Source organism: Bacillus sp. N1(2025), from assembly GCF_053470005.1.
The window spans coordinates 855,350-870,637 of record NZ_JBLTJB010000001.1; the positions used below are offsets into that span (position 1 = coordinate 855,350).

Annotated in this window: 18 protein-coding genes, 1 other RNA gene, 1 pseudogene and 1 riboswitch; of the genes and pseudogenes, 16 read left to right on the plus strand and 4 right to left on the minus strand. The window is 45.2% G+C overall.

Translation table 11 applies throughout. From position 1 onward, the window contains the following. The first annotated feature begins 26 nt into the window (after positions 1–26). On the plus strand, positions 27–989 hold the full coding sequence (locus ACNFN4_RS04515) for a DUF2515 domain-containing protein (protein WP_014418234.1): 963 nt from the start codon (positions 27–29) through the stop codon (positions 987–989). Positions 990–1,032: 43 nt separating this feature from the next. Here the strand turns inward: ACNFN4_RS04515 and sspM are convergent, their stop codons facing one another. Continuing rightward, entirely contained in the window at positions 1,033–1,137 is a 105-nt protein-coding gene (gene sspM / locus ACNFN4_RS04520) for an acid-soluble spore protein SspM (RefSeq protein ID WP_003153525.1), read from the minus strand. A 205-nt stretch (positions 1,138–1,342) separates the two neighbouring features. Between sspM and ACNFN4_RS04525 the strand changes: the two genes are divergently transcribed. After that, the gene (locus ACNFN4_RS04525; protein WP_014418233.1) at positions 1,343–1,588 is read left to right on the plus strand and encodes a DUF5446 family protein; all 246 of its coding nucleotides are present in this window, start codon (positions 1,343–1,345) and stop codon (positions 1,586–1,588) included. Positions 1,589–1,633: 45 nt separating this feature from the next. Then, positions 1,634–2,002: a YppE family protein gene (locus ACNFN4_RS04530; RefSeq protein ID WP_014418232.1), complete on the plus strand. Its 369-nt coding sequence runs from the start codon at positions 1,634–1,636 to the stop codon at positions 2,000–2,002. A 38-nt stretch (positions 2,003–2,040) separates the two neighbouring features. Here ACNFN4_RS04530 and ACNFN4_RS04535 read toward each other — a convergent pair whose 3' ends face one another. Next, entirely contained in the window at positions 2,041–2,223 is a 183-nt protein-coding gene (locus ACNFN4_RS04535; protein WP_003153532.1) for a YppF family protein, read from the minus strand. A gap of 186 nt (positions 2,224–2,409) precedes the next feature. On the opposite strand from ACNFN4_RS04535, the gene ACNFN4_RS04540 reads away from it, so the two are divergent. Then, entirely contained in the window at positions 2,410–2,877 is a 468-nt protein-coding gene (locus ACNFN4_RS04540) for a YppG family protein (RefSeq protein WP_061862316.1), read from the plus strand. A 29-nt stretch (positions 2,878–2,906) separates the two neighbouring features. Here the strand turns inward: ACNFN4_RS04540 and ACNFN4_RS04545 are convergent, their stop codons facing one another. Continuing rightward, on the minus strand, positions 2,907–3,320 hold the full coding sequence (locus ACNFN4_RS04545) for an Hsp20/alpha crystallin family protein (RefSeq protein WP_007612169.1): 414 nt from the start codon (positions 3,318–3,320) through the stop codon (positions 2,907–2,909). Positions 3,321–3,458: 138 nt separating this feature from the next. Here ACNFN4_RS04545 and ACNFN4_RS04550 point away from each other — a divergent pair, with 138 nt between their 5' ends. The 9 genes and pseudogenes from ACNFN4_RS04550 to ACNFN4_RS04590 all read left to right on the plus strand — a co-directional run bounded on the left by ACNFN4_RS04550 (position 3,459) and on the right by ACNFN4_RS04590 (position 10,833). Further along, a complete protein-coding gene (locus tag ACNFN4_RS04550; protein WP_012117833.1) occupies positions 3,459–3,965 on the plus strand; it encodes a PTS sugar transporter subunit IIA in 507 nt (168 codons plus the stop codon). 98 nt (positions 3,966–4,063) lie between these two features. Beyond that, positions 4,064–6,310 carry a DEAD/DEAH box helicase gene (locus tag ACNFN4_RS04555; protein ID WP_448200017.1) on the plus strand — a complete coding sequence of 749 codons (2,247 nt, stop codon included), beginning with the start codon at positions 4,064–4,066 and terminating at the stop codon, positions 6,308–6,310. 19 nt (positions 6,311–6,329) lie between these two features. Further along, positions 6,330–7,568: a ribonuclease H-like domain-containing protein gene (locus tag ACNFN4_RS04560; RefSeq protein ID WP_014418229.1), complete on the plus strand. Its 1,239-nt coding sequence runs from the start codon at positions 6,330–6,332 to the stop codon at positions 7,566–7,568. Positions 7,569–7,689: 121 nt separating this feature from the next. Further along, a pseudogene (locus tag ACNFN4_RS04565) lies at positions 7,690–7,797 on the plus strand (hypothetical protein); the annotation flags it as partial. 83 nt (positions 7,798–7,880) lie between these two features. Beyond that, entirely contained in the window at positions 7,881–8,117 is a 237-nt protein-coding gene (cotD, locus tag ACNFN4_RS04570; protein ID WP_003153539.1) for a spore coat protein CotD, read from the plus strand. Between the two features lie 88 nt (positions 8,118–8,205). Then, positions 8,206–8,754: a DUF1273 domain-containing protein gene (locus tag ACNFN4_RS04575; protein ID WP_014418228.1), complete on the plus strand. Its 549-nt coding sequence runs from the start codon at positions 8,206–8,208 to the stop codon at positions 8,752–8,754. 79 nt (positions 8,755–8,833) lie between these two features. Then, a complete protein-coding gene (gene gpsB / locus ACNFN4_RS04580) occupies positions 8,834–9,133 on the plus strand; it encodes a cell division regulator GpsB (RefSeq protein WP_003153541.1) in 300 nt (99 codons plus the stop codon). 55 nt (positions 9,134–9,188) lie between these two features. Next, positions 9,189–9,570: RNase P RNA component class B (gene rnpB, locus ACNFN4_RS04585), an RNA gene on the plus strand. A 96-nt stretch (positions 9,571–9,666) separates the two neighbouring features. Further along, complete coding sequence (locus ACNFN4_RS04590) at positions 9,667–10,833, plus strand: THUMP domain-containing class I SAM-dependent RNA methyltransferase (protein WP_448200018.1); 1,167 nt, start codon at positions 9,667–9,669, stop codon at positions 10,831–10,833. A 40-nt stretch (positions 10,834–10,873) separates the two neighbouring features. Here ACNFN4_RS04590 and ACNFN4_RS04595 read toward each other — a convergent pair whose 3' ends face one another. After that, complete coding sequence (locus tag ACNFN4_RS04595) at positions 10,874–11,026, minus strand: YpzG family protein (RefSeq protein ID WP_003153548.1); 153 nt, start codon at positions 11,024–11,026, stop codon at positions 10,874–10,876. Between the two features lie 166 nt (positions 11,027–11,192). On the opposite strand from ACNFN4_RS04595, the gene ACNFN4_RS04600 reads away from it, so the two are divergent. The 3 genes from ACNFN4_RS04600 (at position 11,193) to ACNFN4_RS04610 (ending at position 15,021) form a co-directional block, all read left to right on the plus strand. Continuing rightward, positions 11,193–11,384 carry a hypothetical protein gene (locus tag ACNFN4_RS04600; RefSeq protein WP_014418226.1) on the plus strand — a complete coding sequence of 64 codons (192 nt, stop codon included), beginning with the start codon at positions 11,193–11,195 and terminating at the stop codon, positions 11,382–11,384. A 103-nt stretch (positions 11,385–11,487) separates the two neighbouring features. Then, positions 11,488–13,407 (plus strand): ATP-dependent DNA helicase, encoded by a 1,920-nt coding sequence (locus ACNFN4_RS04605; RefSeq protein ID WP_014721409.1) that lies wholly within the window; start codon positions 11,488–11,490, stop codon positions 13,405–13,407. 111 nt (positions 13,408–13,518) lie between these two features. Next, complete coding sequence (locus ACNFN4_RS04610) at positions 13,519–15,021, plus strand: carboxypeptidase M32 (RefSeq protein WP_014418224.1); 1,503 nt, start codon at positions 13,519–13,521, stop codon at positions 15,019–15,021. 133 nt (positions 15,022–15,154) lie between these two features. Beyond that, a riboswitch (purine riboswitch) is annotated at positions 15,155–15,254 on the plus strand. The last annotated feature ends 34 nt before the right edge of the window (positions 15,255–15,288 follow it).

Consider the following 15,288-nt stretch of genomic DNA (forward strand, 5'->3'; position numbering starts at 1 on the left):
TATCAAACTAATAGTGACGGAAGTGAATGAACGTGCATAAACGACAGACCGTAACCGCCATTCTTCGCCTGATCGAAAAAGAGACAAAAATAAAAAATGCCGATAATATTTCCCGGACGAATGCCTATAAAGCATATTATGACCGCCATCCTGAGATCAAGTGGCCGCTTTTGGCATCCTTTGTGTCCCGCAATGCGGGCTGGTCGATGACTGATTTAAGAGGCGTCCTTTATCAGGAGGGCCTTGACAGCAGTCAGAAAAACTGGTTTTTCCTTTCGTATGAAAGGGCGAATTGGCTGATTTTTTCTGATGCCTATCCTCAGCTTCTGGTCTACCAGTGGTCAAAACAAATCGGCGAACCTCTTTTCCGTCATCTTCCTCATTTCCGCGTCTCGGCTTTTATGCAGGAAGAATGGTTTCGCTTTTGGCGTGACGGAGATACGGAACGGCTCATGTATGCTCTTATTATAAATGAACAAAACACTATCCAAGCACCTATTATACAAAATCCTTCGTTTAAAAAGAATGTTTTTGGCACGATTCCTTTTTATTTAAGTGATTGGTTTCACTTTAATACGGTGATATTCCCTTCATTTGACGGACATTTATACGGAATTTCCGTCAAACGGTTTTCGAAAACCGAAGAAAGAATTACGCTCGGAAAACAGCTGGCCCGCCTTCTGTTCAGTCCTGATCTGCACGCTTCTTTTTACCGTTTTCTTGATACCGTTCCTCATACCGGTTCGCGCTTTGATATGGAGAAAATGATCGGCATCAAAAAAAGAACATCACCGATGCTGAGGACAACCTATCCCATTGTTGCCCACCCATTAGACGGCGAAAGGGCGGATTGGTTTCAAAAAAGGTTAAGAAAAGGGGCTTTCTTACAGGAGAAAATGCCGAAACAGCTTGAACTGACGGACTGGTACTTCCAAAAAAGACGGGAGCTCCATGCGCTCTTCGCGGTTAAAGAGTGGCTGAAGAAATGAAAAAGCCCGAAACCGTTCGCTGGGGTTTCGGGCTGCTGATGTGTTACGTGGAAGGGCGGTTTGGGCCGCCTAATTTTTTATCAAGCGTATCAGTCGTTTTTGCTTCGGTTTTTTGCTGTTTACCTGCATTTTTCGGTCTCGTTTTCATACGGCACCTCCTCAACTGTATCGTTTGCATTAACGTGCCGGTTCATACAAAGTTTGCGGCACTTTTTTGTCGAAAGGCACGCCTTTTAGGATAATCTCTGTTTGTTTGCCGAACTGCTTCTAGTTTTGTCATGTGCAGAGGAGAGCGGTATGAAAACGAGAATTATATTCTAAAGAGACGCAAGTGATAAAAGGGAGGAACATGAATGTCTGTTTACACGAGCAAGGCTGATATTCTCCGTCTGCTTTCTGATATTGAAATCCGGATTTCTGCTGCTGAAAAAACGCTTACCCAAGCAGTCAGATCCTGTCAGGCGGAAGCTGAAGAAATCAGACAGGAGAAACTTTCCCGCCTTGAGGAAGAGGCGCGGGAGCTTCATGTTTGTATTGATGACCTGTTTTTGGCTGACCGGCGTAAAAAGGATTTGCCGAGAGCATGCCGGATCAGCTGATTTTATGCAAAAACTTTGGTACCATATGTACTGAGGTGAGTCCGTTTGCAGACACAGTCGTTATTGGAGCTGACAGAACAAATGATAGAGGCGGTTCTGGAAGCTGAAAAAAGATATCAGGATGGAAAAGAGTCAGGCCGTTCATATGATTTTTTTGAGATTATTAAACCCGATGTTGAAAAAAGAGACCGGCTTTGCGCGCTTTGGACTAAAGCAGCGCTTGCGTTTATTCAGGAAAACCGTCCGAAATACGTTCATCACGCACAAATTCAGGCCGTTACAGAAAATTTCGGAGAGCTGATGCTCCAATCATATGTTCATCATATTCATAAAAAAAGATACAGGGATTTAACTGAATCTGTTTTATATACGCTTCGTATATTAAGGGATGAAATTGAAAAAGAAGGCAGCTGAAAACGGCTGCCTTCTTTTATATAAAGGGGTCGGGTATGTTATTCATACGCCGGGTTTTCTGCTCCACTTGCTTCGAGAACCTTCATACTGTTTCGAAATTCGGTTGCGGTGAGATGGCCTTGAATATAGAGGAATTTTGCAAAGTCCATCAGTTTATCTGCACAATCTGTTTCATATTTTTTCACTTCAGCAAAACGCTTTCTTAAGTATGATACGTTCATAATGGTGCATCCCCTCTCATGTATGTTGAGATTATGGTAACATAACGATTCGACTTTTTTCTGTTTTTAAAAAATTAAGACTTTCGACAGCATTTGACAAAGATCAGAATCTCCGAAAGCACATAACCAAGGCGGAATTCATACATATATAGCAGAAACTTAGTGAGAGACAAGGGGGAATGTCATATGCAATGGAGAGCGCAGCCCTATCAAAATATGTACCAGCAGCCGGCGGGATATTTCTACCCGCAGCAGATACAGCCGCTGCAGCAGCCGAGTCCGCAGCAGATACAGCCATTACAGCAACCGTATCCGCAGCAGATACAGCCATTGCAGCAGCCGCCATATCATCAGCAAGGGCAGTACCCGCAGCAATTTTATCCGAATCAGGAATACGGTCATATGCAGCAGCCGTTTGCTCCCCCTCCTCCTCAGGCAGCCATGCCCGGGGGGCAGCCGGGGTTTGTGAATCCTTACCCCGTTCCCAGACCGAATCAGCAGCAGTCTTCCCAATTCTCAGGCATACTCTCCCAGTTTAAAAAAACGAACGGACAGTTTGACTTTAATAAAATGATGGATACAACGGGGCAGATGGTAAGCGCCGTAAATCAGGTCGGATCGCTGGTGAAAGGCTTCACCAGTATCTTCAAATAAAAAGCATGAATGATATCCATCATTCATGCTTATTTTTTAGGGAAAAAGAGGGTAAGCGTCTGTTCATTCCAGGATGTTTCCATATCTTCTTCACTCACCTTATACGGGAGGACAACGGTTCTTGTCATGCTTGAAGACACGTGGGATGAATGAGCCTGTTTATGATCGTAGCGGATTGTAACGTGAAGGTAGCACCCTTTCGTTTCCACCAGCATATCCCCGTCACGGAACGTCTCGGGAACGCCGATATCAACCGCGAGGCCCGTCGGCTCTTCTCTGACGTCAATCGTCACTTGCGCTTCAGTAAAAGCCGAATTGACAAGGTGCTGAAAACCCTGCATCAATTCTGCGAAGGGACCTGAGTGAAAAAATTGGTCCATCGCATGGCTGATGATGTCCTCATTTCTTTGCGGATCAAGTTTATCGTTTTGTGATTGATCCATATGACCACCGCCTTTTTACAAACAGACTATGCGATGTTATGCCGTATGGTTAAGAATTGAAGGAAAAAAGAAAGTATGGTTAAATAGTGGAGAATAAACTGGTAACGGATTCACATTTAGGAAGGGGAGCACAACACATTGCTGAAAAAATTATTTGGATTGGGAGACAGCCGGAAAAAGCCGGCCGAAGAAGTGATTTTTTCTCCGGCTGACGGAGCGGTGATGGATTTGGCTTCAGTGCCGGATCCTGTATTTTCACAAAAAATGATGGGGGATGGGATCGCCGTCGAGCCTGCAAACGGAGACATTGTTTCACCGGTTGAGGGAGAAGTGATTCAGCTGTTCCATACAAAACATGCTGTCGGCATCCGCACCCTTTCCGGAGCGGAACTTTTGATACATGTCGGCTTGGATACCGTCAATATGAACGGTGAAGGCTTTGAAGCGCATGTAAAAGAAGGCGACAAAGTGAAAACAGGCGATCTGCTTTTAACGTGCCGGCTGGATTTAATAAAAGAAAAAGCAAGCAGCACCGTCATCCCTATGGTGATTATGAATGGCGATGCCGCAGAACCTTTGCAATTTGCAGGCGCAAATGAAGCGAAAAAAGGACAAACAGAGCTTTTTACGATAAAAATGAAGTAGGCAGGGGCTGATTCCCTGCTTTTTTTCTTGTGCAGGATTTTCATCTAGCCAGGCAAACAAATATTCGGTAAACTGTACCTCATAAAGAGGTGTGAACGATGAAGAAAAAATCACTGAGCGAACTGATACAGGAATTAAAAAATCATGAAAATATTGTGCATTGGCATGAAGAGGAACCGCGGGAGGCGAAAACCATGCCGATGCCGGAGCAAGTAGATCCGAACATTCGGGCGGCTCTCGAAAAGAGGGGGATCGAGCGGCTCTTTACACATCAATACTCCGCTTTTCAGACGGTTCAAAACGGAGAAAGCATTGTGGCTGTCACACCGACGGCCTCCGGAAAAACACTGTGCTATAATCTTCCGGTTCTTCAGTCTATCGCGGAAGATGCCTCAAGCCGCGCGCTTTATTTATTTCCGACAAAGGCGCTCGCACAGGATCAAAAAAGCGAGCTGAACGAAATCATAGACGAGACGGGCATGGACATTAAAAGCTTCACCTATGACGGAGATACGTCTCCGGCCATCAGGCAGAAAGTCAGAAAAGCCGGGCATATTGTGATCACAAATCCCGATATGCTTCATTCAGCCATTCTTCCCCACCATACAAAATGGGTGAGTCTGTTTGAAAACCTGAAATATATCGTCATTGATGAATTACATACGTATCGCGGCGTATTCGGCAGCCATGTGGCGAACGTCATCCGCCGTTTAATGAGAATCTGCGCTTTTTACGGAAGCAAGCCGTCATTTATCTGCACATCCGCCACAATCGCCAATCCGATGGAATTGGCGGAGCAGCTGACGGGAAAATCAGTGCGCCTGATTGACGACAACGGCGCCCCGGCCGGAAGAAAGCATTTTGCTTTTTACAACCCTTCGATTATAAATAAACCGTTGCATATTCGAAAAAGCGCCACCGTGGAAGTGAACGAACTTGCCAAAACTTTTTTGAAAAATAAGATCCAGACGATTGTTTTTGCAAGAAGCCGTGTGCGGGTTGAAATTATTTTAAGCCACATTCAGGAGATCGTAAAAAAGGAAATCGGCGCGAAGTCTGTCAGAGGTTATCGCGGCGGATATCTTCCGAAAGAAAGAAGAGATATAGAGCGGGGGTTAAGAGACGGCAGCATTCTCGGGGTTGTCAGCACAAACGCGCTGGAGCTTGGCGTTGATATCGGCCAGCTTCAGGTCTGCGTGATGACGGGGTACCCGGGCAGTGTCGCGAGCGCATGGCAGCAGGCGGGCCGGGCCGGACGGCGGCAGGGAGAGGCGCTTATCGTGATGGTGGCGAACTCTGATCCGATTGACCAATATATTGTGCGCCATCCTGATTATTTCTTTAAACGCTCGCCTGAATCTGCAAGGATTAATCCTGATAATCTCATTATATTGGTCGATCACCTGAAATGCGCTGCGTATGAGCTGCCTTTCAGAGCCGATGAAACATTCGGAGAAAATGATGCAAGAGACATTCTCGAGTATTTAGAAGAAGAAGGGGTGCTTCACGAAAACCGCGAACGCTATCACTGGGCGAGCGAATCTTTTCCCGCCTCCAACATCAGTCTCCGTTCGGCGTCACAGGAAAACGTGGTCATCGTTGACCGGTCAGAGACGGCTGATGTAAAAATCATCGGAGAAATGGACCGTTTCAGCGCGATGACGCTTCTTCATGATGAAGCGATTTATCTTCATGAAGGGGTGCAGTACCAGGTTGAAAAGCTTGATTGGGACCATAAAAAAGCGTACGTACGAAAGGTCGATGTCGAATATTATACAGATGCCAATTTAGCGGTGCAGCTGAAAGTGCTGGACATTGACAGAACGGACAGCAGAAAGAAAACGGCCTTACATTTCGGCGATGTAACCGTGAACGCACTTCCGACAATATTTAAAAAAATTAAAATGACGACATTTGAAAATATAGGATCAGGGCCGATTCATCTTCCAGAAGAAGAACTGCATACCAGTGCTGCCTGGCTTGAATTGAAAGAGACGGATTCGGAGATCGGCGAAAAAACGCTTGAACAGCTGCTTTTAGGCATTGCCCACGTCCTGCAGCATATCGTGCCTGTATACGTCATGTGCGACCGAAATGACGTGCATGTCGTGCCGCAAATCAAAGCCGCACATACCGGACTTCCGACAATCTTTCTGTATGATCATTATCCGGGCGGAATCGGACTTGCTGATGAAGTATATAAGCGATTTGATGAAATCAATGAAGGGGCTGAGCGCCTGATCAGACAATGTCCATGTCAAGACGGATGTCCTTCCTGCATCGGCTCCGAAATAGAAGGAATAGATGCAAAGAAAGCGATACTCCGGCTCTTGAATTACGTGTAAAAGAAAAGGGGGACGAAAGATGTCCTTGAAAAATAAATTAAAGCGGATGAAAAACCACCTGAATGTGCCGGAAGCTGAAAAAAAGCCGGCAGCTTCACAACTTTCGGTCCCGGATATTCAAGTCCCATTTAGAGAAGAATGGGAGGCATTCGGAGTGAAGCCTTTCTTTTTTGAGGATGAATTCTGTCTTATCCGCGAAACCGTCTATCCGCTTTCGCACCGTCACGGACGGTACAGCTTCAGTGAACTTGATGACGTCATGGCATTATGGAATAAAGGCGGTTTGACACATACTTTATCAGCAGAAGGATACGAAAAAAGCCAGCTGTTCTTCTTTGATACTGAAACGACCGGCCTCGGCGGCGGGGCCGGCAATATGATCTTTTTGCTCGGTCATGCAAGAGTGTATGAAGACCGTGTCGCGGTTAAACAGCATCTGCTTCCTAAACCGGGAAACGAGACGGCTCTTTACAAAAGCTTTTTAAGTGAGGTTGACATTACGTCTCTTGTTACGTATAACGGAAAAGCCTTTGACTGGCCTCAGGTAAAAACTAGGCATACATTGCTGCGGGACAGGCTTCCGAAACTTCCTGACTTCGGACACTTTGATCTTCTGCACGGAGCGAGACGGCTTTGGAAACATAAATTAGAGCGTGTATCGCTTTCGGCGGTTGAAAATGAAGAGCTTGCTTTTAAAAGGGACGAAGACACACCTGGTTATTTGGCGCCGATGCTGTATTTTCAATTTTTAAAGGCGGAGGACCCGGCTCTTTTAAAGGGAGTGCTCTCGCATAATGAACAAGATGTGCTTTCCCTCATCGCTCTTTACATCCATATGTCAAAAAAGATTTTTGCATCTTCTGATCAGACGTCAGAACGTCAGGAAGCATACGCCATGGCGAAATGGTTTATCGCTCATAAAGAAACCGATCGGGCTGTTTCACAGCTGGAAGCGCTGCAAGGCAAAGCCTTTGAAGATTCAGATCGGGCCCTTTTTGACTTAGCAATGCTTTATAAAAAACAAAACCGCAGGCAAGACGCCGTGCCCCTTTGGGAGAAACTGACGGGCTCTGATCTTCACATATGCAGACACCAATCAGCGGTAGAGCTGGCGATCTATTTTGAGCATCACGCAAAAGATTACAAAAAAGCTCTGCAGGCCGCGCAGCAGGCGGCAGAAGACGAGGAAATATCGGAAAAAGAAGCCGAGAAGCTCCATGTGAGAATTGCCCGGCTCAAGAGGAAATATTCCTCTTGAAATATTGCCCGGGAAAGCGCAAAAGCCGAGCTGTTTCGCCAAAAATATTTTTTTCTGAATCCGCATCGATTTTGTTGTAGAATGGTGCCGCATCTTGTAAAATAGCGTTAGTTATTTATAGGGGAGAGTTGGTATGTATAAAGGTGTTTTTTACTTGTTCTTTGTCGTGGTTTTTTTGATTGCGTTTGTGTTTTCGAATTTTAAAGACAGCTTGCTGACGCACTTTTAAATTGGGTGATTGAATTAGAACATGTACCCTCTTTTCTTCATAACCTAACAGTGTAATAAAAGTTAATGGAGAGGGGATTTAGCATGTTTCATCATCATTGTTGCAGACCAAACGTGATGCCGCCGATTGTCCATCCGACTCATTGCTGTGAACACCATTGCTTTTCTAACACGGTTGTGCCGCATATTCATCCGCAACATACAACTAACGTAAATCACCACAACTTTGAGCACGTTCATTACTATCCGCACACTTTTTCAAATGTTGACCCGACAACTCACCAGCATTTTCAGTGCGGAAGCCCTTGCTGCGATCATTAGTATTGAACGCTTAAGCAAGATCGGTTAGGATATCAGCAAATCAAAATGGGGCCCGATGGGGAGCCCCATTTTTTAAGCAGGTGATCAATTGAAAGTATTAGCCGTAACAGGATACAAGCCGTTTGAACTCGGGATTTTTAAACAGGATGACCGGGCGCTTGTTTATATAAAAAAGGCGATAGAAACCAGACTCAGAAGCTTCCTTGACGAAGGCTTGGAATGGATTCTCATATCAGGACAGCTGGGGACTGAGCTTTGGGCGGCAGAAACGGCGTACGATCTCAGAGAAGAGTATCCGGAATTAAAGGTTGCCGTTATCACGCCTTTCTACGGCCAGGAGGAAAAGTGGAAGGAGCCGAATAAAGAAATGTATGAAGCGGTGCTTGCTCAGGCAGATTATGAGGAGAGCCTGACGCATCGGCCGTACGAAAGTCCGCTTCAATTCCGGCAGAAAAACGCGTTCTTTATTGAAAAGTCAGATGCGCTTTTGCTTTTATATGATCCTGAAATGGAAGGATCGCCGAAATATATGCTGCAGCAGGCAGAAAAACGCCGTGAAACAGACGGATATCCGATTTATTCGATTACGATGGATGATCTCCGTGCCGCCGTTGAAGAAGAAGATTTCTTTACATAACACGTCAGAGAATATTTGACAACGGGACGTGTTTCTGAATAAAATATAACATGATGATTCACGATATGAGGTGAAAAAGATGCTTGCTGATAAAGTAAAGCTTTCTGCGAAAGACATTTTGGAAAAAGAATTTAAAACAGGCGTTAGAGGTTACAGACAAGAAGACGTTGACAAATTTTTAGATATGATTATTAAGGATTATGAAACCTTTCATCAAGAAATTGAAGAACTGCAGCAGGAAAATCTGCAGCTGAAAAAACAGCTTGAAGAAGCAAGTAAAAAACAGCCGGTGCAGTCCAATACGACCAACTTTGACATTCTGAAAAGGCTGTCCAACCTTGAGAAACATGTATTCGGCAGCAAACTTTATGACGAATAAGGCAGATGCACTTGTCAAATGAGACAAGTTGCTTTATAATGAACAAGTGTTCTTAACGTTCGGGTAATCGCTGCAGATCTTTGAATCTGTAGAGGAAAGTCCATGCTCGCACGGTGCTGAGATGCCCGTAGTGTTCGTGCCTAGCGAAGAAATAAGCTAGGGCAGCCTTGATAGGCTGACGGCAGGAAAAAAGCCTACGTCTCCGGATATGGCTGAGTATCCTTGAAAGTGCCACAGTGACGAAGTCTCATCAGAAATGGTGAGAGTGGAACGCGGTAAACCCCTCGAGTGAGAAACCCAAATTTTGGTAGGGGAACCTTCTTGAAGGAACTGAACAGATAGAAGGACAGAATACTTTCTGTAGATAGATGATTGCCGCCTGAGTACGAGGTGATGAGCCGATTGCAGTACGACGGAACAAAACATGGCTTACAGAACGTTAAACATTATTGATATGACAAATTAGAGCTCTCCTTAAAAGGGGAGCTTTTATCTTGAATGAAACGAAAGCTTAAAAGAGACAGGGTGATACGATGAAGAAGTACACACTAATAGCGACGGCGCCGATGGGAATTGAAGCGATCATCGCCAAAGAAGTGCGTGATTTAGGTTATGAATGCAAAGTAGACAACGGAAAAGTCATTTTTGAAGGAGATGCGCTTGCGATCTGCCGCGCTAACTTATGGCTGCGGACGGCTGACCGCATCAAAGTACAGGTCGCCGAGTTTCAGGCGAAAACGTTTGATGAGCTGTTTGAAAAAACAAAAGCGATTGACTGGCGCGCGTACATTCCGGAAAACGCAAAGTTCCCCGTTATCGGAAAATCCGTGAAATCAGTGCTTGCCAGTGTGCCTGACTGCCAGCGGATCGTCAAAAAGGCGATAGCGGAAAAGCTGAAACTGCAATCAGGAAAACAAAATGAATGGATTGAAGAAACGGGACCCGAGTATAAGGTGGAGATTTCCCTTTTAAAAGATAAAGCCGTACTTACACTGGATTCATCAGGAACAGGCCTTCACAAACGGGGATACAGGGTTGATCAGGGAGGAGCTCCGATTAAAGAGACGCTCGCTGCCGCGTTAATTCAGTTAACCAACTGGACGCCTGACCGTCCGTTCGTCGATCCGTTCTGCGGTTCCGGCACGATCGCCATTGAAGCCGCTTTAATCGGACAAAACATTGCTCCCGGTTTTAACCGTGATTTTGTTTCAGAAGACTGGGAATGGATCGGAAAAGAACTGTGGGACAAGGCGCGTCTTGAAGTGGAAGAAAAGGCGAACTATGATCAGCCGCTGCAGATTTTTGCCAGTGATGTGGATCACCGGATGGTAAACATCGCCAAAGAAAACGCAGAAGAAGCGGGACTTGGTGACCTGATCGAATGCAAGCAAATGCGGGTGCAGGATTTTACGACAAAACTCGAATTCGGCGTAATCGTCGGAAACCCTCCGTACGGCGAACGTCTCGGCGAAAAAAGAGAAGTCGAGCAGATGTATAAAGAAATGGGCCGGGCATTTGAATTTCTTGATACATGGTCTGTCTACATGTTAACGTCAAATGAACAATTTGAAGAGGCCTACGGGAGAAAAGCAACCAAAAAACGGAAGCTCTTTAACGGTTTTATCAAAACGGATTATTATCAGTACTGGGCTAAAGTGCGGCCGCAGCGGAAAAAGCCGCAACAAAGAGAAGACGCCTGAAACAGCGTCTTCTCCGGCATCTTTACGTTTTATTCTGCCATTACCAGCGGTGCGCTTTTGCGTTGCTCCGTAAAATAATGTTGGTCTGGGACATTTCGGTGTGGCCGTTCACTTGTGATTTAGAGCGTTTCGGCCGCGTCCAATTGTGATGAAACAATTCAGAATGCTGATCTAATCGATCTTTATAACTCATGTAACCATCACTCCCGGGTAGAATAAATTTGTCAAGATGGATATTCGATCGAATATCTGTTGTAGTTTGTGCAGGTCAGGTGCGGATCATTCAGAATGGCATGTATAGAAAGTGAAGCATCGGCATAGAATGATGATTATTTCTATTTGAGAGGTGATCTTATTTTATGCTGAACAGCGAGCACTTCAGTAAAATACAAAAGGCGTTAGACGCAACTGCTTTCCGGCTGGAGGAAGCTGGAGCGGAGTTCGGTCCTTCCGCTGTGACACACGCACAGGAAGAACTTGAAAATGCGGTAAAACATACACATTCAACAGACCATCCGTTCCTATGTACACATATCATTAACCGGAAATGATCATGACAAAAACTTGGCGAGGCCAAGTTTTTTTGTTGTATTGAAAAGGGTTAAATGATATTATAGATGGTCTGAATGCCGAATAGTTAGGGGTTGGAGTTGGGTGACAACATCACGTTTGCCTTTTGCTTTAACAAAAGAAAAGAATTTTTACGAAGAATTGAACAATTGGATTGGTGACGTGTTTTACGATATCCTTCCCGAGAAAGGCTTTGACCTTCGGGATGAGCAGGTATTTATGGCGTTTCAGCTTGAACGGGCATTTAAAGAGAAAAAGGTCATGTTCGCTGAGGCAGGAGTCGGTACGGGGAAAACGCTGGTGTATCTGCTGTTTGCCATCAGCTATGCCAGATATACGGGTAAACCGGCCATTATCGCATGCGCCGATGAAACGTTAATTGAACAGCTTGTTAAAAAAGAAGGCGACATTTCCAAGCTGACAGAACATTTGGATCTGCAGATTGATACACGGCTGTCCAAATCCCATGAGCAGTATCTGTGTCTGAAAAAGCTTGAGAAAACAATGCAGCGTTCTGATGATGAAAAGTGGCTGGATCTTTATGAGTCGCTGCCTTCATTCGTACACGAATCACAAGCGATGCAGCGCTTTTATCCGTACGGCGACCGCAAACAGTACGCTGATTTGACGAATGAAGAGTGGGCAGGCGTCAGCTATGATTCCTTCCAAGATTGTTTAACTTGTGATATGAGACATAGATGCGGTTTAACACTTTCAAGAGATCATTACAGAAAATCAACGGATCTGATTGTTTGCTCCCATGATTTCTACATGGAGCATGTATGGACGGAAGAATCACGCAAAAGGGAAGGACAGCTGCCGCTTTTGCCGGATCACAGCGCCGTCGTGTTTGATGAAGGACATCTGCTGGAATTCGCCGCGCAAAAAGCGTTAACCTATCGCGTGAAGCAGTCGACGCTTGAGCTGTTTTTAGAGCGTCTGCTTCAAAATGACATCAGAGAGGAATTCGCCGAACTGATTGAAGATGCCCTTGCCGCAAACGATGAGTTTTTCTATGTGCTGTCAGAGGAATCGAAGGAAATCGCCGGCTCTCACCGATTGGACATCCAAAACGACCAGCGTGTTAAGCGTGCGGCTGACGAACTGTGCCGTCTGCTTGATAAAATCGGCGAGGCGCTCGTATTTGAATCGGAAATGTATACGATCGATAAGTACGAGCTGTCAGTTGTAGAAGAATACGTCGAACAAATGGCATATTCGCTGTCGCTGTATCAGAAGGATGCCATCAGCTGGCTTGAAACGCGGGATACAGACTCAACGTTTGTCGTTATGCCGAGAACTGTAGCCGAAGTGCTGGGAGAAAAGGTCTTTTCTAAAAAGATTCCTTATATCTTCTCATCGGCCACTCTTTCTGAGGGCGGTTCATTTGATTATATCGCTGACAGCCTCGGAATCCGTGATCCTTTATCGTTCACCGTTGAATCTCCGTACGATTACGAGGAGCAAATGTCTGTTGCGCTTCACGGTGACATGACGTCTGAGCAGAAAACAGCCGAAACGATTGAAACCATTAAGGAGAATGAAGGACGCACCCTCGTTCTTTTCCCTTCCTTTGAAGACATGAAGGAATTTAAAGAACAGGCTGCCGCGTGGGAGCTGCCGTATCCGATATACTACGAAGGTGACGAAGAGATCAGCAGTCTGGTCGAAAAGTTCCAGCGGGATGAAGAATCCGTGCTTTGTTCCGTCCACTTATGGGAAGGTCTTGACATTCCCGGTGACTCGCTCCGGAATGTGACCATTTGGGCGTTGCCGTATCCGCCTCATGACCCCGTGTTCACCGCAAAGCGGAACGGAGCGAAAAAAGATCCGTTTGAGGAAGTTGATCTGCCGTACATGCTCTTGAGAGTCAGGCAGGGAATCGGCCGCCTTATCCGTTCTAATCAGGACAGCGGAACCATATCCATTTATGCGGGCGGAGAAAGTGAACGGGTCCTGGCCGAAGTCAAAAAGATCTTGCCTGTTACACCGAAAATCGTATAAAAACAAAAGCTGCAGGATTCTTATCCTGCGGCTTTTTTAAATCCGGGAAGTTGACTTTATCACGGCATTCCATTAGCCTGTAATTGATAGTGAAAAGGGAGGGAAACGGATATGGATTTACATACATATGAAAAAGAGTTTTTTGATCTGTTAAAAAGAGTATCCCACTATGTCGAAGCCATTGCACTTATGCATTGGGACTTAAGAACGGGAGCCCCGAAAAAAGGCTCTGATGACCGGGCGGAAAGCATCGGACAGCTGTCGGCTGACGTTTTTCAAATCCAGACATCCGACCGGATGAAAGAGCTGATCGACATCCTTCTCGCGCATGCAGAAGAGCTGCCTGAAGATACAGTGAAAGCGGCGGAACTTGCGAAAAAAGATTATGATCATAATAAAAAAATTCCTGAAGATGAGTATAAAGAATATGTCATTTTAACATCGAAAGCTGAAACGGCTTGGGAGGATGCAAAGGCGGCCTCTGATTTCTCTATGTTTGCTCCGTACCTTGAGAAGCTGATTAATTTTAATAAGCGGTTTATTTCGTATTGGGGCTATGAAGATCATCCGTACAACGCATTGCTCGATATTTTCGAACCGGGTGTTACGGTAAAGGTGCTGGATCAGCTGTTTTCTGAATTGAAGGAAGCGATCATTCCGCTTATCAAAAAAGTGACGGAATCCGGCAATAAACCGGACACTTCCTTTATAACGAAAACGTTTCCGAAAGAACAACAAAGAGACCTCTCCTTGTATTTCTTAAAAGAGTTCGGGTATGATTTTGACGGCGGCCGCCTAGACGAGACGGTGCATCCGTTTGCGACGACAATCAACCGGGGCGATGTGCGGGTGACGACCAGATATGACGAAAACGATTTCCGCACGGCAATTTTCGGAACGATTCATGAATGCGGGCATGCGATCTACGAGCAGAATATTGACGAAGCGCTGAGCGGAACGAACTTATCTGACGGTGCATCCATGGGAATTCATGAATCCCAATCGTTATTTTATGAAAACTTTATCGCCAGAAATCAACATTTCTGGACCGCCTATTATGAAAAAATGGTTGAGGCTTCGCCTGATCAATTTCAAGATGTGAAAAGAGAAGATTTTGTACGCGCTGTCAACGAGGCGAAACCGACCTTTATCCGAATTGAAGCCGATGAGCTGACATATCCGCTTCATATTATTATCCGTTATGAAATTGAAAAAGCAATTTTCAGTAATGAAGTGACAGTGGAAGAACTGCCTGCATTGTGGAATCAAAAATATCATGATTATTTAGGCATTACGCCGCCATCTGACGCAAAAGGCATTTTGCAGGACGTACATTGGGCGGGCGGCGATTTCGGCTATTTCCCTTCCTATGCGCTCGGATATATGTATGCGGCACAGCTGAAGCATACCATGCTTGACGATCTGCCTGAATTTGATCAATTAATAGAACGGGGCGACTTTGAGCCGATCAAACAATGGCTGACAGAAAAGGTTCATCAGCACGGAAGACGCAAAATGCCGCTTGACATCATAAAAGATGCAACGGGAGAAGAGCTGAACGTTCAATATCTCATTGAGTATCTCGTCGGTAAATATTCAAATTTATATTTATAAACGAAACACCTGGTATACACCGGGTGTTTTTCTAAAAATTCTAAAAAGACGAATAATCGAAAACCAATTCTTTGTAAAAGTTCGGAAATATTCAAATTTCACTATGCAAAAGAAGTGTATCTTGTTATAATTTGATTAATATCATACGAACACTCATATAATCGCGTGGATATGGCACGCAAGTTTCTACCGGTCACCGTAAATGTCCGACTATGAGTGAGCAATGGAACGGCTTTATTCGGCCGTTGCGTGTAGATCATTCGGCAT